The sequence below is a fragment of the Rhodococcus sp. 2H158 genome, assembly GCF_053764755.1.
In genome coordinates this window covers 12,180-31,916 of the sequence record NZ_JBSNCE010000016.1, presented here as the reverse complement: position 1 = coordinate 31,916, position 19,737 = coordinate 12,180, and the positions used below count along the sequence as shown (strand labels likewise).

Below are 19,737 nucleotides of genomic sequence, written 5' to 3'. Positions count from 1 at the left end.
GACCGAGCCCGCGTGCCGGGACCGCTCCCCTACGGACCGAAGGCCGGTGGCGGCACCCGCAGCCCGGTCTCACGCCAGATGCGCGTCGCGTCGTAGTAGTGGTCGTGGCCCGCGAGGTCGATGTGCCGCTCGGTCAGTCCCCGCTCCGGCGCGACGGCCACGGCCTCGTCGTACCCGAGACTGGTGCGGGGCAGGTCGAATCCGGCGTCGCGCGCGAAGGCCGACGCGAGGGCCCGCACACTCACCGGATCCGGGTGGGCGGCGTGCAGGACGTCGCCGTCGGGTCCGGGGCGGGTGCCACGGACCGCCAGTTCCGCGATCAGGCGGCCGAGATCACCGACCGAGATCACCGACAGCAGGGGGCGGCCGTCCTCGACCCAGGCGCCGAGGCGAGTGAGAATCTGCGCGATTCCGGGCACGAACCAGCGGTCTCCGGGCCCGTAGACGAAGGCGGCCCGCACCACGGTGCCGCCGTAATCACGCACGGCCAGTTCGGCCGCGAGCCGGCTCTCGCTGAGCACCGAGACCGGATTCGGCACAACGGCATCCTCGGCGACACCGCGGTGCGGGCCGGGACCGTAGACCCCGATCGTGCTGACGTAGATCACGTGCGGCCGGTGCTGCCGGGCCGCCGCAGCCAGGAGGTTCTCGGTCCCGGCACGGTTCACCTCGTCGCACGTCTGCGGGTCCGATCCGGTGTACGAGGCGGCGTGCACGATCACATCGGCGGCGGCGACCACGGCGTCCAGGGACGAGGGTTCGGTCAGGTCCGCCGCGGCCGTCCGCGTCGCGGCGGCGGGCAGCTCGTCCGGCCGTCGCGCGACGGCCGTGCAGGGCACGCCGGACGCCGTAAGCCCCGCGAGCACGGCGCCCCCGACGAAGCCGGTGGCGCCGATCAGCGCGATTGGCGGGAGTTGCGCCGAACCTTCGTTGCGGCGGCGGTCCATTACTGTGGGTACCATTCGGCCGGGTGGGGGAAACCCGATGGGGTTCGTCACGATGCACCTCGTCGGAACACAGGGTGGGAACGGAGTGAGGACGGATGGCTCAGCAAGCGCGGGCGGTGGCGACCAGGCAGCAGATCGTTCTCGGCGCGGCCGAGAACTTCGAACGGTCGGGCTACGAGGGCGCGAGCCTCGGCGCGATCGTCGAGAGCTCGGGCATCACCAAGGGCGCCCTCTACTTCCACTTCCGGTCGAAGGACGAACTCGCCCAGGTCGTCATCGAGGAGCAGCATCGCATCTCGATCGCCGCGGTCGAGGCCATCGCGGGCCTCGACATTCCCGCGCTCGAGCAGATCGTGATGCTCGCGCACGAGATGGCGCGGCAGATGATCGACGAGCCGATCGTGCGGGCCGGCATCCGCCTGACCCTCGAACTCAGCGCCACCGACGGTCCCACCGGCCCGTATCTGGACTGGATCGCCGCCTGCGAGAAGCTCACCGAGCAGGCGATCGCCCAGGGCGACATCCTCGACACGATCGACGCGGCCATGCTGGCCCGGTTCGTGATCTCCGCCTACAACGGCGTCCAGCTCGTGTCCAACGTCCTCACCCACCGGCAGGATCTCGAACAGCGCCTCGACGAGATGTGGATCCTGTTGCTGCCCGCCGTGATGCCCGCGGACCGCCACGGTGAGATCCCGCGGATCCGTGGGGCCCGCTGGACGCCGCCCGCCGACTGAACACCACGCGGCGGCGGTCAGCATCGCGACCGATCCGGTGCGAGCCGCACCGTGCCGGTCGCCAGAGCCTCACCCCACTGCTCGACGGAGGTCCGCACGGTCCACGGATCGTGCGGATCGATCCGCGCCACCACGTTCGCCCGCTCGTCCAGTTCGACGAACCGGTGGTAGGCGGCCTCGATGAGGTCGACGTCGGCGTGCGGGCGGCCGCATGCGGCGCGGGCGCTCTGCCGGAACGCCTCGAGGACGAGCATGCCGGGAACGTGATCGCTGGGGTGGTCGAACAGGACCGGATGACGATCGTCGACCCGCAGGCGCCAGCGGTTCTCGGCGTACTGCGGACCGAGCACGACGTCCAGTGGCCGGGACTGCCCGACGACGGCGGGGGGAATCGCCGGGGGGCAGACGGGATCCCCGATCGTGCGCGGGCCGGTGCCGTTCCAGCGCAGCCGCTGGTAGTCATCCGGGGTGAGGACGTTCGCCACTCCCTGTCCCGTGCCCACCCGTCGTCCGCCGACGACGAACACCACCGTCAGATCGAACTGGGACAGCAGCCCGCCGCGGTACACCGGGTCCTCCAGGCAGGCGTCGAGGACGACCTCCGCGGCGCCGGTACCGATGGCGAGCGCATGCACCGCCGCGTCCACCCGCAGGGTCTGCATGACGAACGGATGACCGAGGGGAACGCGATATTGCGTGTGCCCCAAGTAGATCGCCGTCTGGCGCAGGGTCTCGGCGATCAGCATGGTGTCGTATCGGCCGGTTTCGGTCCGGTAGAAGCCGTGCAGCCGTGGCCACTGCGCGCCCAGCAGGAATCGATGGTCGGCACCGGCGGACGTGCAGTCCGTCAGGAACACCTCCGACACCGATTGCCGGTGGACGTACCGCCTGGGCACCGTCGACTCGAAACCGAGGACGGGACTGTTCCGGGGCACTGCGTCCGCATCCACGGTCATTGTCGCTTCTTTCATTGCAAACCGGCCGGACTGCTTTTATCGAGGGACTATAGACGACCCGGACGAATCGGAGCACGCCCGTGTCCGGTGGCTGGATCGAACGTCGAGCACGGCTTTCGCCCCCTGTCGGTCGCTCGGATGAATTTTTCGAATCCAACAAACCGATCGACCGGTTTATGGTAAGGTGTACGCAGTCGGGAAACAAATGAACAGGGTCGGCCGTCGAGCACGCGGAGGGGTGTTCGCGCGGCAGGCCCGAGGTCACAGCACCTCCGCGCCGCCGGGACTATACGAGGGGTAGCCCCAACGGCGCGGAGGCGTGTCTGCATTCACACCGCCGCCACCCGAAACCGGGCGCCTCACTTGCTCGGAATGCGGCTTCGCGCTTCGGCGAGCTGATCCTCGAGGTAGACGATCCGGCACGCCGCGTCCACCGCGGTGCCGCTGTCGACCAGTTCCCGCACCCGCGCGACGAGACGGAGCTGGTTCCGGGAGTAGCGGCGGTGACCGCCCCCGGAACGGTGCGGCACCACGAGACCCGTGTCGTCCAGACTGCGAAGGAAGGCAGGGGTGACCCCGAGCGCCGCAGCGGCGCGACCCATGCTGAAGGCGGGGTAGTCGTCGTTGTCGAGTTCGTTGGTGACCGCGGGAGCGCGGTCGGGTGTGGGATCCACGTGCCCTTCGTTGCTACGAGAGGGAACCCCGGCACGTGGGGCGCCGGGGTTCGTGACGGTTACGACAATGCCGGCCTCGACCGGCACGAGGAAATGACATACACGAGTTCGCAATCCCGAGGGATACGCATCACCAGCCTCTCGCTCTGCTCTCCGGTGGCGGCGTGGTCGGCCTCCGCAGAGTCCGCCCCGTCGCGTCGTCGGGGCGGAGCCGCAGAACCGAGTGCGGCTCCGCCCCCTCTGCAACTTCCCCGGCAACCCGTCGGTTGCCCCTCTTCCGGATCCTTTCGCGCTGACGTTCTCGATATTATCGGCATCGATCCCGAAAGTCTACGGCTGCGACTGCAGATTTTCTCGTCGCGTGTTCTCGTCGCGGCGAGCCGCCCGGCGCGGCCCTTCGAACCTGTCGGACCGGTGCGGCACCATGAGCACACCGCCGCAAGAAGGAACGCTCATGACCGAGATCCTCGACCTGGCACCGGCCGCCCACGAGATGGCACGGCTCGTCGGCGCGCTCACGCACGAGCAACTCGCCCGTCCCACCCCGTGCGCGGGCACCACCATCGGGGACCTGGTGGATCACGTGGGCGGGCTGTCCCTGGCGTTCACCGCCGCCGCCGGGAAAGCCGTCGGTGACCACACCGGGCAGGGACCGTCGGCGGACGCGTCCCGGCTCGGCGACGACTGGCGCACCAGGATCCCCGGGGAGGTCCTCGCCCTCGCCGAGGCGTGGCGCGAGCCCGGTGCATGGACCGGAACCACCCAGGCCGGCGGCATCGATCTGCCCGGTCACGTCGCGGGGATCGTGGCGCTCGACGAACTCGTGATCCACGGCTGGGACATCGCCACCGCCAGCGGCCGGAGGTTCTCGTGCGATCCCGCCGCGCTGGCCGCGTGCCTGTCGTTCGTCGCCGCGACCACCGACGAGGAACGCGCAGCCGGCGGGCTCTTCGGGCCGGCCGTCGCGGTTCCCGACGACGCCCCGGACCTCGATCGCCTGATCGGGCTCAGCGGGCGTGACCCGTCGTGGCGGCCGCCGCCCGGCCCCTCGGACCGCCCACCGCGGGCCCCGGGCGGCGGGTCGGGCTAGGCTCGGCCGGCACACCGGCTTCGGCCCACCCACCGAGAGGAACGTGATCCGTGTCCGAGACGGACCGCCGCCCTCCCCGTCCGGACCTTCTGGCCGACTGCGGCAGTTGCTTCGGTTTGTGTTGCGTGGCTCTGCCTTTCGCCGCGTCCAGGGACTTCGCGATCGACAAGGAAGCTGGCCGGCCCTGCCCGAACCTGCTGGACGACTTCCGGTGCGGCATCCACCGGGACCTGCGGCGCAAGGGATTCACCGGGTGCACCGTCTACGACTGCTTCGGTGCCGGCCAGAAGGTCTCACAGGTCACGTTCGGCGGAGCGGACTGGCGTCGAGCGCCGCAGACCGCTCGGCGGATGTTCGACGTCTTCCCCGTCGTGCGTCAACTGCACGAGCTGCTCTGGTATCTCGACGAGGCGGTGTCCCTGCCCACCTCCGGACCGCTCCGCGCGGACCTGCGCGGTGCGCGTGCCGCGACCGACCGGCTGTCCCGCGGCGACGCCGACGCCCTCGCCGGACTCGACGTCGCGACGCACCGGCAGGAGATCAACACCCTGCTGCTGCGGGCGAGCGAGCTCGCCCGGGCCACCGTGCCCGGCCGCAGGAAGAACCGCCGCGGCGCGGACCTGCTCGGCGCGAAGCTCCGGCGCGCCGACCTGCACGGCGCGAACCTGCGCGGCGCCCTCCTAGTCGCCGCGGACCTGCGCGAGGCGGACCTGCGCCGGGCCGACCTCATCGGCGCCGACCTGCGGGACACCGACCTGCGCGGCGCCGATCTCACCGGCAGCCTGTTCCTCGTCCAGTCGCAGGTCGATTCCGCCCGGGGCGACGCACGTACCCGGCTGCCCGCCACCGTGGCCCGACCGACGCGCTGGTAGCGCAACGGGCGAATCGGTCCCGTTGCCCTCGAAAGCCCTCGATCCGGCCGCGATCGGGTGTGCAATAGGTCCCATGAACATCCCCGACCTCCTTCCCACAGACCGCCGCCGGATGGCTCGTGCTGCCGTGGATTCGTTGGGCAGCCAGCGCAGCGACCACGCCCTCGTACGCGTGAAGTGCCCCGCCAGCCACAACGTCGCCACCGTCTACCGCACCCCGGAGGGGCCGGTGCTCGTCGCCGGCGGTGGGCCGACGGCGCACGGCAATCGCGACCGGTCCGAGACCGCGCACCACGGCGGATCCCTCGGGTCCGAGTTCGTCGACACCCTCGAGGCGACCCAGTTCGAGGACGACGACGTGCCCGCGCGCTGCGCATGCGGTCCGCACACCCTCTCGCGCCAGGACCTGCAGGAAGCGGTCCGCTCGCACACCCGCACGGTCACCCTGACCTGAGCCGGACCCGATGAGCACCGCCGACAGCCGGCGCGACCGCGGCGTCGATTCCGGCGGCCGGGACGTCGCGCTCGAGCTTCGCGACGTGAGCCTGGCCGGCACCCTGACCGTCCCCGCCGGATCGGACGGCCTGGTGATCTTTGTGCACGGCAGCGGCAGCAGCCGGTTCAGCCCGCGCAACCGGTACGTCGCCGGGGAACTGAACGCCGCCGGCCTGGGCACGTTGCTGTTCGACCTGCTGACCGCCGGCGAGGAGGGCGACCGCGCCCTCGTCTTCGACATCGAACTGCTCGCGAGCCGGCTCGGCGAGGTGACCGATCTCGTCCGCGCGGAAGCCGAGTGGATCGGTTACTTCGGGGCCAGCACCGGCGCCGCCGCGGCGCTGTGGGCCGCCGCCGATCCGGACCGGGAGATCGCCGCCGTCGTCTCCCGCGGCGGGCGACCCGATCTGGCGATGCCCCGCCTCGGCCGGGTCCGCGCCCCCACGCTCATGCTGGTCGGAGGCCTGGATCGCATGGTGATCGAACTGAACCGGCAGGCCGCCGCGGCCATGCGGTGCGAACACGACCTGCGGATCGTGCGCGGGGCAACGCACCTGTTCGAGGAACCCGGCACGCTCGAGGTCGTGGCACAGCAAGCGCGGGACTGGTTCCTCGATCACCGCCCGCCGCCTCCGGCGTAACCGGCACGCAACATACACGGCGTCGGATCCCTCTGCCGCTCCGGGGAATTCGGACATCGACGACGGAACACCAGGGGGCGCGGCGCCCACTCACCCGCCTGCGCTGGGCAAACACGGGTACGGTGGACACGACGGCACAGTCCTCGTACTGTGACGGAAGACACAAACCTGGGTAGCCGCCGAACCGGCGGGGTACCCGCACTACAACGAGTTGACACACGCCCAGTGGCGACACCTCAGAGGCGGACAATTGACGATCGAAGCACACCGTGACATCCCCGCGGTACGACGCCTGACGGCACTCGACACCGCGCAGGCTCTTCTCCGCTCCGCAAGGGGCCGCTCCTACACCGAGGACCAGGCGTTCGACGAACTGCTCGACGCCTCGATGCGCTTCCACGTCGACATCGTCGACCTGTGCGAAGCCCTCACCGACCTGACCACTGGTCCCGGCACTACCGTCCAGGGACACCGGCGCGCCCACACCGTCGCGACCGAACTGTGGGGCCCGCTGATCGACCGGAGGACCGCCCCCGCCGAGAACTGATCACCGGAAGCGGATGCTCAGCGTGCGCCGGACGAGGTCACCGACCTCGTCCGCCCACGCGAGGATGCCGAGGGTCGAGTCGATGTTTCCGGGCGGCGTCCGTACCAGGGTGTCCCTGCGGATCAACCGCTCGAAGTCCACGGTCACCGGATCCGGGCGCACCCCGCCGTTGCCGTGGTGGAACTGCACCCCGGCGCGGCGCATCACGTTGATCAGCTCCTGCGCGAGGATCCCGTTCGCGACCGTCGTCGGATGCACGCCGTCGAGGGAGAACAGCCCGCCCGCGGCCCGGCCCCCACGACCGTCGGCCGTCAGGAACCGCGAATCCGGCACGGGGTCGAGCGCGGCGAGTGCGGACGGGAGCGGGTACGGGGTCCACCACGCCGGGCGGGCACCGACATCGGTGACGAAGCGCCGCGACGCGAGGCGCTCGAGCAGGCCGGCCACGTCCAGCAGATACCAGTCCCGTGCCGGGCCGTGCACACCGGAGCGAGCGTCGGCGACCGCCTGCTCGATGCGCTCGTTGTACAGGTCGATCGCGACGTCCACCGCGTACGCCCCGGCACCCGTGATGTGCTCGTCCTGAGCCGGGTCGAACCGCGCCTCCTCGATCCACGGCCGGGTGTAGTACGGGAAATAGGGCGACCCCGGTTCCATCTTGCGTCCGAGCCCCTTCGCGATCGGCGCGATGGTGACGTGGGGAATCGTGCACCACACGACGTGCCGCGCCCGGATCGCCGCCACCCGCTCGACCACCTCCGCGAACTCGGCCGCGAAGTGCTCGGGCCGCCAGATGGTGTAGGCGTCCTTCGCGGTGAGGTCGCGAAAGTCCGGACCGCTCCACGCGATGCGCAGGTCCGTGACCGTGCCGAGCGCGTTGTTGGAGCCGAGGAACACCACCAGCGTCTCGATCCCGGACTCGGTCGTGTCGTCGTGGTCGTCGCCGAGCGCCGCGGCCGCGTCGAACAACGTCATCGCCTTCGCCCCGTCGCTCCAGCGCGGATACACCCGCAGCGCGGCGCGCTCCCCGTTGTTCTGCACGATCTGGTCGAGCAGGTCGTCGTTCGGTGCGGCGATCGCCGCCTCGCACGTCGCGGCGGTCTTGCTCAGGGCGTCGCGCAGGTCCCAGCCGAAACAGGACAGGTTGTGCTGGTACGCCGCCGGCAGCGGCGGCTCCCGACCGGGCCCGCGCTCCCAGTAGTCCTCCACCTGGTCCATGAGCGCGCGCACGGCGAACAGCGCGAGCGGCGTCTCCCACATGTTCACCGACGGCCCGAAGCGTCGCTCGAGGTCGCGCAGGAGCAGTTCGATGTTGAGCGGCAACCCGCCCGGACCGCCGTAGCGCGGGTAGCGGAACCGGCGGAGCCAGCCGAGTTCGTGGGCGACGATCGCGGGGACCGAGACGTCGGTGTGGAAGACGGCGCCGCTCTGGAACCCCTGCAGCACCGAGTCGCCGATCGCGACGAGCCGGTGCGGGGGCACTCCCCGGGTGTCGACCCGCACGTCGCGTCCGAGCGACGGATCCGACACCGGCACCCGGGGGGCGGACGCCGCGCGCACCCGCACGTCCGCGGGTGTGCCGTCCGGGAGATCCATCGGAGTCACCGGCATTTCGTCCTCCCCCCGGGCCGCGCGTGCGCCTGCTCCGAGCGTGAGCCGCGCGCGGTGGGTTGTCAACGACACGGCCGGCGACGAATTCTGTAGGGCATGGCTACCGACGAGGACTTCGCGCACACCGACGAGGCAGCCCGCAATCGGCGGGAGAAGGCGATCGTCCTCGCCCGGTTCGCCTGGAATCGCGGCATCACCGCGGACGAGCTGCTGGCCCTGAGCGACGACGTGCGCCGGAAGCTGGCCCGGGCCGCCGGAGCGCACCCGCCGCGCACGATGGAGACGTGGGCGCTCGTCGCGCGGCTGCTCACCGAGAAGTCGGCGTGGGCCGCGCAGCATCCCGGCCATCCCGCAGCCACCCCCACCGCCGCGGACGAGAAGTTCATGTGGGTGAAGAAGCCGCCGCGCCGGTGGCTGTGAGCCTCACTGGGACCCTCACGCGCCGAGCGGGTCGAACGCGTACGACACGGCCGGCACCTGCATCGCGAACCGGACGAGGTGACCCTCGCGCGCGGCGCAGACGCTCCCGGCACCGCCGGGCAGGGGTGGCAGCGCGACGTCGCGTGGTGGGAGCAGCCGTCCCGGCACCGGCACGCCGTAGCAGCGGGCGTCGCCCAGCTCGATCCGGGCCACGCCGTCCGTGACGGTGATGTCGACGAGCGCGGTGAGCCGGCGGCGGCGATGCGTGGCCCGGATCGATCCGTCGCGATCGAGGACGAAAACCCAGTCGTGGCGGAGGGAGTTGAGCCAGTCGAGCACGGTGCCGACGCCGCTGGTGCCCTGGACGTCGAGGCGGTGTGCGCTGAACCGGGTGCGGATCCCGGGGACGACACGCACACCGTGCGCCACCACGGTCACCTCGTCCACCCGGCGCCCGCCCCAGTCGACCGCCGCGAGCTCGACCCGGGACTGCAGGTGCGCGCGGCGACGGCGCACCTGCACCGACCGCACCGTCGCCCGCACCGGCACGCCGTGCACGTCCGTCGCGACGGTGCGTCCGACGTATCGGTGCGTCAGGCCCAGAGCGAGCGCGGTGACGATCACGTCCGGGACCAGGGCGGTCGTCGTGCCGGCGGCGAGGTCGGCGAGCGGCTCCACCCAGCGGGTGGCCCACCCGTCCGCTTCGACGCCGGTGTCCATCCGGACATCATGCCCTCTCCGGCGCCGTGCGCCCCGCCTCGGCCGAATGTGACACGCGTTCAATGTGATCGAACCTGTGTGACATTCGGCCACCGCGGAGTCAGCGGTCGGCGTCGTCCCAGATCCGCAGGATGGTCGAGAGGATGTCCTCGGACACGCCCAGGCCGCCGAGGTGGCTCTCGCCGGCCAGGTGGTGGAACTGGGCGTCGGGCAGCCGGCCCACCACGTGCAGGCCGTGTTCCATGGGGACGATGTGGTCGGTGTCGCCGTGCCACCACCGGACCGGCACCTTGACGTCCTCGAGGCGGAAACCCCAGTCCCGGGCGAACACCACGACGTCGGCGAAGGGCGCGGCCATCTGCTTGCGGCTGCCGTTGAGCAGATCGTCGAGGAACATCGCCTTGAACTCGGGGCGGGCCAGCAACTGCCGGTCGGCCTCGGGCGAGAACCACCCGTACAGGTCGATGAGCGGCGACGCGAACGGCCGCACGACCCGGGCCATCGACGCCACCCCCATGCCGATGGGGACGCCCCAGACGGTGAGCACCGGCGCGACCATCCTGCCGAACCGCATCAGGGCGCTGCTGATCGCGTCGGGCCCGACGACGGGCGCAACGCCCCCGAGCACCGCGGCGGCCACGACCCGCTCGGGCATCGCGTGCGCCGCGGCGAGGGTGTAGGGGCCGCCGCCGGAGAGGCCGACGACCGCCATCCGGTCCACCCCGAGGGTGTCCGCGACGATACGCAGATCGTCCGCGAAGGCGAGGACGTTCTCGTAGCGGTGCGGACTCGACGAGCCGATCCCGGGGCGGTCGACGCCGATGAGCCGGACGTGCTCTCGCTCGGCGTAGCTGCGTGCCTCGATGGGGATCTGCCGACGCGCCCCGGGGGTGCCGTGCAGCCAGAACACCGCCCGGCCCTGGGCCGATCCGAATTCGGCGAAGCCGATCCGGCGGCCGCCCCCGACCGCAACGGTGCCTTCCAGCTTGGGACGTTCGACGTCGATCATAGGCGCCAGCATGCCACGTGGCTGCGGTCACACGACGCAGGTGTCCGTGACAGCGCGGGCCGGGCATCCCCGGCGACGGGCCCTGCGCTCAGCGCAGCGCGTCGATCAGCTCGCCGACGGTGTGTGCGGATTCGAGCGGATGACGGAGCCGGCCGGCCGGATTCACCGAGTAGAGGTTGCGACGGCCCGCGCGGGTGCGGGTCAGGTAGCCGCCGTCGACCAGGTCGGCGAGGATCGTCTGCACGGACCGCTCGGTGATCCCGATCCGCTGCGCGAGTTCGCGGACGGTGGGCTGTCCGCCTCCGGCGACACACAGCAGTACGTGCGCGTGGTTGGTCAGGAACGTCCAGCCCCGGGCACGGTCCTCGTCGCCGGTGGGCGGCGTTCCGGGCCGGGCGGAGGAGGTCACCCGCACACCATAGGGCACCGCGGTTTCCGGTATCGCGCTTCGCGCTCGGGCCGCGGCCGCATCCCTGGTGCGCCCGGGCGGCCCTGGGTAGGGTTCGTCGGGTGAACACCGGGCCGGCACTACGCCACTCACGGATCGGCGACCCGGTGGAGGTCTGAGCGTGGAACGGGCGGCGCAGCGTCGCCGCCCGCGTTCGATACGGGGACCGCCGGGCTCGTGCGTACCGCCGTCCCGTCCCCGAATCGAACTACAGCGAGGAACTCCCATGTCCGTCACTTTCAACCACACGATCATCGCCGCCGTGGACCGCAACGAGTCGGCGCGGTTCTTCCGTGAACTGCTGGAACTTTCGGAAGCACCGTCCTGGGGCCCGTTCACCAACATCCAGCTCGACGACGGCGTACTGCTGCAGTTCGCCGAGCCCCCGGTGGAGATCCAGATGCAGCACTACGCGTTCATGGTCGACGACGACCTCTTCGACCGGGCGTATCGGCGGCTGTGCGACGCCGGCATCGAGCACTGGGCCGATCCGCAGATGCGCCGCCCCGGCGAAACGAACACGGGGCACGGCGGGCGCGGGGTGTATTTCAAGGACCCGGCCGGTCACGCGATCGAGCTGCTCACCCGCCCCTACCTCCCGTTCCCTTGACAGCTAACCGGAAATACTATTCACTAATTGTAGTTCGCGAAAGGGAGTATCCCTCCGCGCTTCGTCGTCAACTCGGAGGCCGTCCGCCGGCCCCCCGGCGGAGCGGGCTCGGGTTCGAGCCGGGAAAGACTTTCGGCCGTTTCGAGGCTGAGAGGTGGTCCCGATGACCGTTCCGTTGTGGTTGTGGGCGGCGGTACTCGCCGCAATCGTGGCGATGCTGGCGGTGGATCTGTTCGCGCACCGCCGCGCGCACGTGATCGGCGTGCGCGAGGCCGCAGGCTGGTCGCTGTTCTGGGTCGGCACCGGCGTCGGATTCGGCGCGCTGATCTGGTGGCAGTACGGCTCGGAGTTCGGCCAGCAGTACTTCTCCGGCTACCTGATCGAGAAGTCGCTCGCCGTCGACAACGTCTTCGTCTGGGCGATCATCCTGACGTACTTCGCCGTGCCGCGTGAGTACCAGCACCGGGTCCTGTTCCTCGGCGTGCTCGGGGCCCTGGTGTTCCGGGGTCTGTTCATCGCGGCGGGCTCGGTGCTCATCGCGAGCTTCGGCTGGATCCTCTACCTGTTCGCGGCGTTCCTGCTCTACACCGGCTACCGGATGATCCGGCAGCGCGACGAGCACCTCGACCCCGAGAAGTCCCGCGCGCTGCGGCTGTTCCGCCGCCACGTACCGATGACCGACGCCTACCACGGACAGAAGCTCCTCGTCCGTCGCGGTGGTGCGCTGCTGGCCACCCCACTGCTCGCGGTGCTGGTGCTCATCGAAATCACCGACATCGTCTTCGCGGTCGACTCGATCCCCGCGATCTTCGCGGTCACGGACGAGCCGTTCCTCGTGTTCACCGCCAACGCGTTCGCGGTGCTGGGCCTGCGGGCGATGTACTTCCTGCTCGCCGACCTGATCCACCGCTTCGTGTACCTGAAGATCGGGCTGGCGCTGGTGCTGATGTGGGTCGGCGTCAAGATGCTGCTGAAGATCGACGTGTTCTACGTGCCGACACCGATCTCGCTCGCCGTCGTCGCCACGATCCTGACGGTGTCGATCGTCGCCAGCCTGCGCGCCACGCGCGGCCAGGGCCGTCGCAGCCTCGCGGCGCCCGCGACCCCGCCGTTCCGGGTGGCCACGGCCGAGGAGACCGCGGCGCTCGAACCCGTGTGGCGGCTGCCGGGCAGCCGGCGCCGCGCGGCGCGGCCCGAGCGCGACGACAGCCTCAGCGGTGGGCGGTGAACGTGTACTGGCGGGTCGCCGCCTCGACGATCTGATCGGGGGTCACGTCGATCTCGCCGCCGAGCCACGCGGTCATGAGCTCGGCGAGGCCCCCGACGAACAGCAGCGCGGCGATCTGGTCGTGGGGCGGCTGCAGCGCGCGGTCGCCCCACAGCTCGCGGGATTCGATCGCGACGAGGTCCGCGAACTGGCGCAGCAGTTCCCGGCGACGGGTGCGCAAGGGCTCGGCGGCCGCGGACTCGACGACGGCGACCCGGCCCTTGCGCGGATCGTCGGTGAGGACCGCGACGAACGCGGCGATGGCAGCGCGGGCCCGCTCCTCGGGGCCGCGCTCGGATTCGGCGAGTGCCGCCAGCGCGCGCTCGCGGATCTCGTCGGCGATCCGCTCGACGACGCACACGAGCAGCTCGTCCCGGCCGGAGAAGCTCTCGTAGAAGTACCGCTCGGTGAGCCCGGCCTCCTGGCAGATCGCGGTCATGGTGGCACGGTCACCGCCCTCGCGGCCGAACACCGTCAGACCGGCCGCGAGCAACTGCTCGCGACGGTCGGCGGCGCGCTGCTCGGCGCTCTTTCCGCGGTACTGACGACTGGGCCTGCCCATAGTCGAATCTTGACAGATCGCCGCCTGTGATCCACGCTACAGGAAATTGACAGAGCTTCATGTCAGATACGGTCCGACGAATCGGAGACCTCATGACGAAAGTGCTCGCGCCCTCCCCGCCCGGCCTGACCGCGGTACCAGGGGACGCCGGACTGCCCTACGTCGGGTACGCCCTCGACTACATGCGCAACCCGCTGAAGGCCTACGACCGGCGATACCGCGAACACGGCGAGGTGTCCTGGTTCCGGTTCGCGGGCCGGCCCTGGGTGGTGCTGCTCGGACCCGACGCCTGCGGCGCCGCGCTGCAGAACCGCGACCGGGCACTCGCGAACGGCCCGGGCTGGCGGACCCTCATCGGCCCGTTCTTCGACCGCGGCCTGATGCTGCTCGACGGCGACGAGCACCGCACGCACCGCCGGATCATGCAGCAGGCCTTCACCCGGGACCGCCTGGCCCGCTACACGGACTCGATGCAGCCCGCGATCGCGCAGGCCCTCGACTCGTGGACGCCGAGCGAGGATTTCCGCGCCTACCCGGCACTGAAGGAACTCACCCTCGGGCTCGCCACCTCGATCTTCATGGGCGGCGCCGAGGGATCGTCGGCCACCGAGATGGCCGAGGTGAACAAGGCGTTCATCGGGTGCGTACAGGCGGCCACGGCGATCGTGCGCTATCCCCTGCCCGGAACCCGCTGGCGCCGTGGCGTGGTGGGCCGCCGCCGGCTCGAGGAATTCTTCCGGCGATACCTGCCGGCCCGTCGCGCCGGCGACGGCGACGACTTGTTCACCGCGCTGTGTCACGTGGAATCCGAGGACGGCGAGCGATTCTCGGACGAGGACGTCGTCAACCACATGATCTTCCTGATGATGGCTGCGCACGACACCTCGACCATCACGCTGTCCACCGTGCTGCAGTACCTCGGCCAGTTCCCCCAGTGGCAGCAACTGTGCCGGGAGGAGTCGGAGGCACTCGGTACGACGACCCCGACCCTGGCGGACCTCGAATCGCTCACGAGCCTGGACCTGGTGATCAAGGAGTGCCAGCGGATCGTGACCCCGGTGCCCGGCATCGTCCGGTACACCACCGCCGACACCGAAATCCTGGGCCACTTCGTGCCGCGCGGCACCCTGATCAACGTCGGGCTGCACTACAGCCACCACATGCCCGAGTTGTGGCCGGAACCGGAGAAGTTCGATCCCGGTCGCTTCGCACCGGAACGCCGCGAGGACCGCGTGCACAAGTTCGCGTGGACGCCGTTCGGCGCCGGAGAGCACCGCTGCCTGGGCATGTACTTCTCCGGCGCCGAGATCAAGACGGTGCTGCACCACCTGCTGCTCGGGTACCGGTGGCACGTTCCGTCCGATTATGTTGCGCCGCTGAACTTCACGTCACTTCCGTACCCGTCGGACGGGCAACCGATCGCGCTGCGCCGCCTCCGGTGACTCAGACGCGGCCCTTGACCATCCCGTGCCAGTACATGGCCGGCAGGCCGTAGCGCTTGAGCAGCCACATGTCGCGGCGATCCTTGGTGGTGTCGATGACCGGGATGCTCGGGGACGGGTTGAGCTCGTAGTCGAACTCCGCGAGCATCATCTTGTCCCGGGCGGTGACGAACGGGCAGGACGAGTACCCGTCGTAGCTCTTGCGCTTGCCGACGCCGCGCATCTCGGCGACCAGGTTGGCGACGAGGACGGGCGCCTGCTTGCGGACCGCGGCGCCGGTCTTCGACGTCGGCAGGTCCGCGACGTCGCCGAGCGCGAACACGTTGGGATACCGGCGGTGCTGGAGCGTGTGCTTGTCGACCTCGACGTAGCCGAAGGGGCTCGCCGGGTTGGCGAGCGGGCTGGCCGCGACCCAGCCGGGCGCGCGCTGCGGGGGCACGGCGTGGAGCATGTCGAACCCGACGACCTCCTCGGTGCCGGTGGCGTTGTTCACGATCGTCGCCTTGCGCGACGGTCCGTCGAGCGCGGTCATCTCCGAGCTCAGACGCACCTCGATGCCGTACTTCGCGGCGACCCCCTCGAGGGTCTGCCGCCAGGACGGGATGCCGAACATCGAGTCGCCGGGCAGGACGAGCATGACGCGGATCCCGTCCAGCAGGCCCTGCCGCCGCCAGTAGTCGGAGGCGATGTAGGCGATCTTCTGCGGCGCGCCGGCACACTTGATGGGACCGGCGGGCTGGGTGAAGATCGCCGTGCCGGAGCGCATGTTCCGGATCAGTTCCCACGTGTAAGGGGCGTACTGCGACGAGTAGTTGCTCGAGACGGCACCGTGCCCGACGGCCGCGGCGAGGCCCGGCACCCCGTCCCAGTCGAGTTGCAGGCCGGTGGCCAGCACAAGGTAGTCGTAGCCGACGACGGTCCCGCGGTCGGTCGTGACGGTCTGCGCGTCGGGGTCGACGGCGGTCGCGGCGGCCCGAATCCACCGGACGCCCTTGGGAATCAGCTTCTCCTCGGCTCGGCGGGTCTCGTCCAGCGACGCCTGTCCTCCGCCGACGAGCGTCCACAGGGGCTGGTACCAGTGCTCATCGGAGGGCTCGATCACCGCGATGTCGGTGACGCCGGCCCGGCGCAGGCGCGCAGCGGTCGCGATTCCGGCCGTGCCGCCTCCGACGACGAGTACTCGATGTCGCGCGGCACCGTTGCCTGAATGGAGCGACATGTGAACAGTCCTTTCCGTCCGTGACGCAGGCGCGGACGCGGGCTGGGCCTCCACGCCCTTGATACCCGGTGGGGTATTCAACGACGACTGTAGACCCGCGCCCGGGACTCTTCAAGTACCCCTCCGGGTATTTCTGCCCGGTGAAGGTCCCCGCTTCCCGGGACCTTCGTCCCTGCCGGGGCGGAGGACGAGGCCGTCGAGCTGCGCGACGGCGGTGATCCGGACACGACCGCGACCGCGCGCCGCTACTCCGTGGCCGCGCTGACGACGTCGTCCTCGGACAGCAGCACCTCGGCCGCCGCCGGGCCGAGCGGCACGAAACTGTCGCGGCTGGTGACCCGCGAGATCCGGCCCCGGTAGCCCGCCTCCACCAGTGCGGTGACCACCGCCTCCGACACCCCACCGCTGCGCCGCGTCTCGTCCACCACCAGCACGCGCGGGAAGGACTGCGCGCACGCCAGCAGTTCCGCCAGCGGCAGCGGCGCCAGCCACTGCAGGTCCAGCACGGCGGCCTCCACGCCGCGCGCCGACAGCCGACGGGCCGCGCGCAGGCTCATCCGGACGCCGTTGCCGAACGTCACGATGAGCACGTCGTCGCCCGTACCGTACACCCGCACCGAGCCCGGCTGTACCGCAACGGAATCGGGCGGCTCCTGCCACAGCCCGTCGCCCTCGTCGTACAGGTCGCGCTCGTGGTACAGCGCGATCGGCTCGAGGAACACGCATACCCGGCCCTCGCTGCGCGCGAGGTGCACGCAGCTGCGCAGCAGCGCCCCCGCAACCGACGGACGGCTCGGCACCGCGAGCACCAGACCGGGAATGTCGCGCAGCACCGCGACGGAGTTGTCGTTGTGGAAGTGCCCGCCGAACCCGCGCTGGTAGGCGAGGCCGGCGATGCGCACCACCATCGGGTTGCGGAAGCGGCCGTCGGAGAAGAACATCAGACTCGCCGCCTCGCCGCGCAACTGGTCCTCGGCAGTGTGCAGGTAGGCCAGGTACTGGATCTCCGGAATCGGCAGCAGGCCCGCCACCGCGAAACCCAGTGCCGTACCGAGGATCGTCTGCTCGTCCAGGATCGTGTCGAAGACGCGGTGCGGCCCGAAGCGGCGGAGCAGACCGCGCGTGAGCCCGTACACCCCGCCCTTGTCCGCCACGTCCTCACCGAACACGAACGACTCCGGTATCGTCTCGAGAATCCCTGTGAGCGCGGCGTTCACCGCCTGAGCGAGCGTGCGGGGCTCCGGCGACGGGGGCCCGGGCTCGTCCGGAACCCGCCGGCGACCGTGCGCGTGCAGCGGCCGCATCACCTCGGCGGCCGACACCAGCCGCGGGGCGGTGGCGAGCGCCTCCATCTCGGCGGCGACGACGGAACGCATCCCCTCGTATCGTTCGAGAATCCCCGCGGGGGAGAGTGTTCCGCGGTCGATCAGAGTACGCGCGGTGGCCAGCAACGGATCCCGGACGTAGTCGGCGGCGATCTCCTCACGGGTGCGGTACGCGGTCTCGGCGTCGGAGCCGGCGTGGCCGAGGAACCGCACCGTCTTCAGGTGCAGCACGGCCGGTGCGCGCGAGGTCCGGACGGCGACGAGCAGGTCCGCGACGGCGGTGAGCACGCCGACCGGGTCCGCGCCATCGGCCGCGCGGTAGCTCACCCCCGGATACGACGAGAGGGTGCGTTCCGCCCAGCCCTCCGGCGTCCGGACGCTGATGCCGAGCCCGTTGTCCTCGCACACGAACAGCAGCGGCAGCGGCAGCCCCCGGTACGCGCAGTAGGCGGCCGCGTTGAGCGCCCCGACCGCGGTGGAATGGTTCGCCGAGGCGTCCCCGAAGCTGCACAGCACCACCGAGTCCGCGGGCCACGGGCACTGCAGGCCCAGCCGGGCCGCGCGGGCGAGGGCGAACGCCGTCCCCACCGCGCGCGGCAGATGGGAGGCGATCGTCGAGGTCTGCGGGAGAATGTTCAACTCCGCGTTGCCGAACACCTTGTGCCGGCCGCCGGAGATCGGGTCCAGCGTCGAGGCGGTGCAGCCGGCGAGCACGTCCCGCACCGGCGTCGTGCCCGGCACCCGGGCCGCCCGCGCGGCGTAGAAGGCCCCCGACCGGTAGTGCAGCAGTGCCGGATCGGTGACCCGGGACAGCAGGCCCAGGGCGGCGTTCGCCTCGTGCCCGGCCGAGCCGATGGTGTAGAACCCGGCACCGCGCCGCTGCATCTCCCGGGCCGCGAAGTCGAGGTGACGGGACTGCAGTTGAGCGTCGAAACAGCGCAGCATCAGCTCGTCCGGTACCCGTCCGGCCACGGCACGGCCGGCGCTCCAGCCGCGGACGGTGGCGGTGAAGTACTCGTCGAGCGGCTCGGCCGTCATCGCGCTTCCCCACACCCTCGCAGGTCCTGCCCAATACTGTGTACCGGCACAGTACCGCCCGGTCCCGGTCGGCGCGGGTCGTCGCGCCCGGCCGCACATGCAGGCCGGGGGCCGAACGGAAGGAACACCGAGATGTCCACCCGCCTCACCGACGGGGAACTCGTCGACCGGTACCTGCACGCCGTCCTCGTCCACCTGCCGCGGTCCCGGCGCGACGACGTGACCGCCGAACTGCGCGGGCGCATCGACGACGCCGCCGCCGACCGCGACGTGCGTGAGGTACTCGCCGGCCTCGGCTCCCCGGAGGATCTCGCCCGCACCTACCGGGGCGCCCCGCGGCATCTGATCGGTCCCCGGCTCTACGACACCTATCTACGGGTGCTGTGGCCCGTCGTCGGGGTCGTGGCGGCCGTGCTCGGCGGACTGACCCTGCTCGGCGCCCTGACCGAGGCCACCGCTCCCGCGGCCGCGCGCCTCGACACCGCCGACGTCGTGTGGGACGCGATCGACGCGGCCCTGACCGGCGGTGTGTACGCCGCGTTCTGGGTGACCGTCGTCTTCGCGGTGCTCGAGCGCACCGCGCCCGCCGGCACGGACCTCGGCCGGTGGGATCCGGACGACCTCCCGGCGGTGCCGCACGGCCGGGAGATCCCCGTCGGCGAGGCGGTCGCGGAACTGGTGTTCGCGGTGGTCGTCCTGATCGGGGTGGCGAGCCTGTCCCCGTCGCTCGCGCCGTCGTTCTTCGGTGCCGGGTACGAGGCCCTCGATCCCAGCTTCACCGACCGGCTGGTGCCGGCGATGGTGGCCGTCGCGGCGCTGTGGGTGGTCTCGGCGAGCGTGGCGCTGGTCGTGCGCAGCTGGACGACGGTCGTCACCGCCCTGTCGGTGGTCTCCGATCTGCTCGCCGTCGCGGTGGCCACGGCCGTGCTCGTGCACCGGCCGTACTTCTCGCCGCAGTTCCTGTCCGACCTGAGCGAGCGCACGGGCTCCGACCTGACGGCTCAGCTGAACCTGGCGGTCGGCATCGTGTGCATCGTGGTGATCGTCGCGTCGGCGGTCGGGGTGGTGACGGCGGTCCGCAAGCACCTCGCGCACCGCCGCGCCTGA

The 19,737-nt window shown here is 71.0% G+C and carries 21 protein-coding genes; 11 read left to right on the top strand and 10 right to left on the bottom strand.

Annotated features, from left to right (window positions below; translation table 11 throughout):
• Positions 1-29: 29 nt before the first annotated feature.
• Entirely contained in the window at positions 30-947 is a 918-nt protein-coding gene (locus ACWPOB_RS16970) for an NAD-dependent epimerase/dehydratase family protein (RefSeq protein WP_455401555.1), read from the bottom strand.
• A gap of 95 nt (positions 948-1,042) precedes the next feature.
• Between ACWPOB_RS16970 and ACWPOB_RS16965 the strand changes: the two genes are divergently transcribed.
• Positions 1,043-1,684: a ScbR family autoregulator-binding transcription factor gene (locus ACWPOB_RS16965; RefSeq protein ID WP_455401554.1), complete on the top strand. Its 642-nt coding sequence runs from the start codon at positions 1,043-1,045 to the stop codon at positions 1,682-1,684.
• 17 nt (positions 1,685-1,701) lie between these two features.
• On the opposite strand, the gene ACWPOB_RS16960 is transcribed toward ACWPOB_RS16965, so the two are convergent.
• Both ACWPOB_RS16960 and ACWPOB_RS16955 read right to left on the bottom strand, forming a co-directional pair.
• Entirely contained in the window at positions 1,702-2,640 is a 939-nt protein-coding gene (locus ACWPOB_RS16960) for a ScbA/BarX family gamma-butyrolactone biosynthesis protein (protein ID WP_100058614.1), read from the bottom strand.
• A gap of 359 nt (positions 2,641-2,999) precedes the next feature.
• Positions 3,000-3,314 carry a helix-turn-helix domain-containing protein gene (locus ACWPOB_RS16955; protein WP_029545995.1) on the bottom strand — a complete coding sequence of 105 codons (315 nt, stop codon included), beginning with the start codon at positions 3,312-3,314 and terminating at the stop codon, positions 3,000-3,002.
• Between the two features lie 454 nt (positions 3,315-3,768).
• Between ACWPOB_RS16955 and ACWPOB_RS16950 the strand changes: the two genes are divergently transcribed.
• From ACWPOB_RS16950 to ACWPOB_RS16930, 5 genes are all read left to right on the top strand, one after another.
• A complete protein-coding gene (locus ACWPOB_RS16950; RefSeq protein ID WP_455401553.1) occupies positions 3,769-4,404 on the top strand; it encodes a TIGR03086 family metal-binding protein in 636 nt (211 codons plus the stop codon).
• 125 nt (positions 4,405-4,529) lie between these two features.
• Positions 4,530-5,276 carry a pentapeptide repeat-containing protein gene (locus ACWPOB_RS16945; RefSeq protein ID WP_455401552.1) on the top strand — a complete coding sequence of 249 codons (747 nt, stop codon included), beginning with the start codon at positions 4,530-4,532 and terminating at the stop codon, positions 5,274-5,276.
• Positions 5,277-5,349: 73 nt separating this feature from the next.
• Positions 5,350-5,730, top strand: a complete 381-nt coding sequence (locus ACWPOB_RS16940) for a hypothetical protein (protein WP_455401551.1) — start codon at positions 5,350-5,352, stop codon at positions 5,728-5,730.
• Positions 5,731-5,740: 10 nt separating this feature from the next.
• Positions 5,741-6,412: a dienelactone hydrolase family protein gene (locus ACWPOB_RS16935; RefSeq protein ID WP_100057586.1), complete on the top strand. Its 672-nt coding sequence runs from the start codon at positions 5,741-5,743 to the stop codon at positions 6,410-6,412.
• 250 nt (positions 6,413-6,662) lie between these two features.
• Positions 6,663-6,959 (top strand): ANTAR domain-containing protein, encoded by a 297-nt coding sequence (locus ACWPOB_RS16930; protein ID WP_100057585.1) that lies wholly within the window; start codon positions 6,663-6,665, stop codon positions 6,957-6,959.
• Here ACWPOB_RS16930 and ACWPOB_RS16925 read toward each other — a convergent pair whose 3' ends face one another.
• On the bottom strand, positions 6,960-8,570 hold the full coding sequence (locus ACWPOB_RS16925; protein ID WP_455401550.1) for a hypothetical protein: 1,611 nt from the start codon (positions 8,568-8,570) through the stop codon (positions 6,960-6,962).
• Between the two features lie 96 nt (positions 8,571-8,666).
• On the opposite strand from ACWPOB_RS16925, the gene ACWPOB_RS16920 reads away from it, so the two are divergent.
• Positions 8,667-8,990, top strand: a complete 324-nt coding sequence (locus tag ACWPOB_RS16920) for a hypothetical protein (RefSeq protein ID WP_455401549.1) — start codon at positions 8,667-8,669, stop codon at positions 8,988-8,990.
• Positions 8,991-9,005: 15 nt separating this feature from the next.
• On the opposite strand, the gene ACWPOB_RS16915 is transcribed toward ACWPOB_RS16920, so the two are convergent.
• From ACWPOB_RS16915 to ACWPOB_RS16905, 3 genes are all read right to left on the bottom strand, one after another.
• Positions 9,006-9,710, bottom strand: coding sequence for a hypothetical protein (locus ACWPOB_RS16915; protein ID WP_455401548.1), 705 nt, complete (start codon positions 9,708-9,710; stop codon positions 9,006-9,008).
• 100 nt (positions 9,711-9,810) lie between these two features.
• Positions 9,811-10,731, bottom strand: a complete 921-nt coding sequence (locus ACWPOB_RS16910) for an alpha/beta fold hydrolase (protein ID WP_100057582.1) — start codon at positions 10,729-10,731, stop codon at positions 9,811-9,813.
• Between the two features lie 76 nt (positions 10,732-10,807).
• Positions 10,808-11,128: a helix-turn-helix transcriptional regulator gene (locus ACWPOB_RS16905; protein ID WP_100057581.1), complete on the bottom strand. Its 321-nt coding sequence runs from the start codon at positions 11,126-11,128 to the stop codon at positions 10,808-10,810.
• A gap of 265 nt (positions 11,129-11,393) precedes the next feature.
• Between ACWPOB_RS16905 and ACWPOB_RS16900 the strand changes: the two genes are divergently transcribed.
• Positions 11,394-11,777 carry a VOC family protein gene (locus tag ACWPOB_RS16900; protein ID WP_100057580.1) on the top strand — a complete coding sequence of 128 codons (384 nt, stop codon included), beginning with the start codon at positions 11,394-11,396 and terminating at the stop codon, positions 11,775-11,777.
• A 163-nt stretch (positions 11,778-11,940) separates the two neighbouring features.
• On the top strand, positions 11,941-13,005 hold the full coding sequence (locus ACWPOB_RS16895) for a TerC family protein (RefSeq protein ID WP_455401547.1): 1,065 nt from the start codon (positions 11,941-11,943) through the stop codon (positions 13,003-13,005).
• On the opposite strand, the gene ACWPOB_RS16890 is transcribed toward ACWPOB_RS16895, so the two are convergent.
• Complete coding sequence (locus ACWPOB_RS16890) at positions 12,989-13,606, bottom strand: TetR/AcrR family transcriptional regulator (RefSeq protein ID WP_100057683.1); 618 nt, start codon at positions 13,604-13,606, stop codon at positions 12,989-12,991. The two genes, ACWPOB_RS16895 and ACWPOB_RS16890, sit on opposite strands and share 17 nt — an antisense overlap.
• 92 nt (positions 13,607-13,698) lie before the next feature.
• Between ACWPOB_RS16890 and ACWPOB_RS16885 the strand changes: the two genes are divergently transcribed.
• A complete protein-coding gene (locus ACWPOB_RS16885; RefSeq protein ID WP_455401546.1) occupies positions 13,699-15,048 on the top strand; it encodes a cytochrome P450 in 1,350 nt (449 codons plus the stop codon).
• A gap of 1 nt (position 15,049) precedes the next feature.
• Here the strand turns inward: ACWPOB_RS16885 and ACWPOB_RS16880 are convergent, their stop codons facing one another.
• Positions 15,050-16,267: an NAD(P)/FAD-dependent oxidoreductase gene (locus tag ACWPOB_RS16880; RefSeq protein WP_100057682.1), complete on the bottom strand. Its 1,218-nt coding sequence runs from the start codon at positions 16,265-16,267 to the stop codon at positions 15,050-15,052.
• A 245-nt stretch (positions 16,268-16,512) separates the two neighbouring features.
• Positions 16,513-18,630 (bottom strand): thiamine pyrophosphate-dependent enzyme, encoded by a 2,118-nt coding sequence (locus ACWPOB_RS16875; protein ID WP_455401545.1) that lies wholly within the window; start codon positions 18,628-18,630, stop codon positions 16,513-16,515.
• A 132-nt stretch (positions 18,631-18,762) separates the two neighbouring features.
• Here ACWPOB_RS16875 and ACWPOB_RS16870 point away from each other — a divergent pair, with 132 nt between their 5' ends.
• Positions 18,763-19,737, top strand: coding sequence for an HAAS signaling domain-containing protein (locus ACWPOB_RS16870; RefSeq protein WP_100057680.1), 975 nt, complete (start codon positions 18,763-18,765; stop codon positions 19,735-19,737).

Bases quoted from the DNA above. Each gene is read 5' to 3' on its own strand.
- ACWPOB_RS16970 (WP_455401555.1), bottom strand. From the start codon at position 947: ATGGACCGCCGCCGCAACGAAGGTTCGGCGCAACTCCCGCCAATCGCG.
- ACWPOB_RS16965 (WP_455401554.1), top strand. From the start codon at position 1,043: ATGGCTCAGCAAGCGCGGGCGGTGGCGACCAGGCAGCAGATCGTTCTC.
- ACWPOB_RS16960 (WP_100058614.1), bottom strand. From the start codon at position 2,640: ATGACCGTGGATGCGGACGCAGTGCCCCGGAACAGTCCCGTCCTCGGT.
- ACWPOB_RS16950 (WP_455401553.1), top strand. From the start codon at position 3,769: ATGACCGAGATCCTCGACCTGGCACCGGCCGCCCACGAGATGGCACGG.
- ACWPOB_RS16940 (WP_455401551.1), top strand. From the start codon at position 5,350: ATGAACATCCCCGACCTCCTTCCCACAGACCGCCGCCGGATGGCTCGT.
- ACWPOB_RS16935 (WP_100057586.1), top strand. From the start codon at position 5,741: ATGAGCACCGCCGACAGCCGGCGCGACCGCGGCGTCGATTCCGGCGGC.
- ACWPOB_RS16925 (WP_455401550.1), bottom strand. From the start codon at position 8,570: ATGCCGGTGACTCCGATGGATCTCCCGGACGGCACACCCGCGGACGTG.
- ACWPOB_RS16920 (WP_455401549.1), top strand. From the start codon at position 8,667: ATGGCTACCGACGAGGACTTCGCGCACACCGACGAGGCAGCCCGCAAT.
- ACWPOB_RS16915 (WP_455401548.1), bottom strand. From the start codon at position 9,710: ATGGACACCGGCGTCGAAGCGGACGGGTGGGCCACCCGCTGGGTGGAG.
- ACWPOB_RS16910 (WP_100057582.1), bottom strand. From the start codon at position 10,731: ATGCTGGCGCCTATGATCGACGTCGAACGTCCCAAGCTGGAAGGCACC.
- ACWPOB_RS16900 (WP_100057580.1), top strand. From the start codon at position 11,394: ATGTCCGTCACTTTCAACCACACGATCATCGCCGCCGTGGACCGCAAC.
- ACWPOB_RS16895 (WP_455401547.1), top strand. From the start codon at position 11,941: ATGACCGTTCCGTTGTGGTTGTGGGCGGCGGTACTCGCCGCAATCGTG.
- ACWPOB_RS16890 (WP_100057683.1), bottom strand. From the start codon at position 13,606: ATGGGCAGGCCCAGTCGTCAGTACCGCGGAAAGAGCGCCGAGCAGCGC.
- ACWPOB_RS16885 (WP_455401546.1), top strand. From the start codon at position 13,699: ATGACGAAAGTGCTCGCGCCCTCCCCGCCCGGCCTGACCGCGGTACCA.
- ACWPOB_RS16880 (WP_100057682.1), bottom strand. From the start codon at position 16,267: ATGTCGCTCCATTCAGGCAACGGTGCCGCGCGACATCGAGTACTCGTC.
- ACWPOB_RS16875 (WP_455401545.1), bottom strand. From the start codon at position 18,630: ATGACGGCCGAGCCGCTCGACGAGTACTTCACCGCCACCGTCCGCGGC.
- ACWPOB_RS16870 (WP_100057680.1), top strand. From the start codon at position 18,763: ATGTCCACCCGCCTCACCGACGGGGAACTCGTCGACCGGTACCTGCAC.